Source organism: Pseudomonas brassicae (assembly GCF_010671725.1).
Taxonomy (GTDB): Bacteria; Pseudomonadota; Gammaproteobacteria; order Pseudomonadales; family Pseudomonadaceae; genus Aquipseudomonas; species Aquipseudomonas brassicae.
Map to the genome: position 1 here is coordinate 1 of NZ_JAAHBU010000304.1, position 951 is coordinate 951.

Here is a 951-nt window from a genome sequence, read left to right on the forward strand (position 1 = left end):
GATCTTTGACGAATGCACACCGTACCCGGCCGATGAAGACGTCGCGCGCATCTCCATGGAGCTGTCGCTGCGCTGGGCCCACGCTCCAAGAACGCCCACGGCGACAGCACCGCGGCGCTGTTCGGCATCGTGCAGGGCGGTATGCACCAGCACCTGCGCGAGCGCTCGCTCGAAGGCCTGGACAGGATCGGCTTCGACGGCCTGGCCATCGGCGGCCTGTCGGTAGGCGAACCCAAGCACGAGATGATCAAGGTGCTGGACTACCTGCCCGGCATGATGCCGGCTGACAAACCTCGTTACCTTATGGGGGTAGGCAAGCCGGAAGATCTCGTTGAGGGTGTGCGCCGCGGCGTCGACATGTTCGATTGCGTGATGCCCACGCGCAACGCGCGCAACGGTCATCTGTTCGTCGATACCGGCGTGCTCAAAATCCGTAACGCGTTCCATCGCCACGATGATTCGCCGCTGGACTCGACCTGCGACTGCTACACCTGCCAGAACTTCTCCCGCGCCTATCTGCATCACCTGGATAAATGCGGCGAAATGTTGGGCAGCATGTTGAATACCATCCACAACTGCGTCATTACCAGCGCCTTATGGCTGGTTTGCGCGAGGCTATTCAACAGGGTACATTGGCCGCCTTTGTCGACGCCTTTTACGCCAAGCGCGGGCTGCCTGTGCCGCCTTTGGACTGATGTTCTGTCGAACCTGATACGTACAACAACTTGCAACTTGGAGTGCTAAATGAGCTTTCTGATTCCTGCCGCTTACGCGGATGCCGCAGCCCCTGCCGCTGCTGCTGGCCCAGCCGGTACCGGCTTCGAGTGGATTTTCCTGGTCGGTTTCCTGGTCATCTTCTACCTGATGATCGTTGGCGCCCACAGGCCAAGCGCGCCAAAGAGCAGAAGAACCTGCTGAGCAACCTGCAAAAAGGTGACGAAGTTGTCACCA

2 pseudogenes are annotated in these 951 nt (G+C 59.7%); both read left to right on the forward strand.

What is annotated here, in order from left to right:
- Window positions 1-695 (forward strand): annotated as a pseudogene (gene tgt / locus G3436_RS19515) (tRNA guanosine(34) transglycosylase Tgt); the annotation flags it as partial.
- Window positions 696-744: 49 nt separating this feature from the next.
- A pseudogene (gene yajC, locus G3436_RS19520) lies at window positions 745-951 on the forward strand (preprotein translocase subunit YajC); the annotation flags it as partial.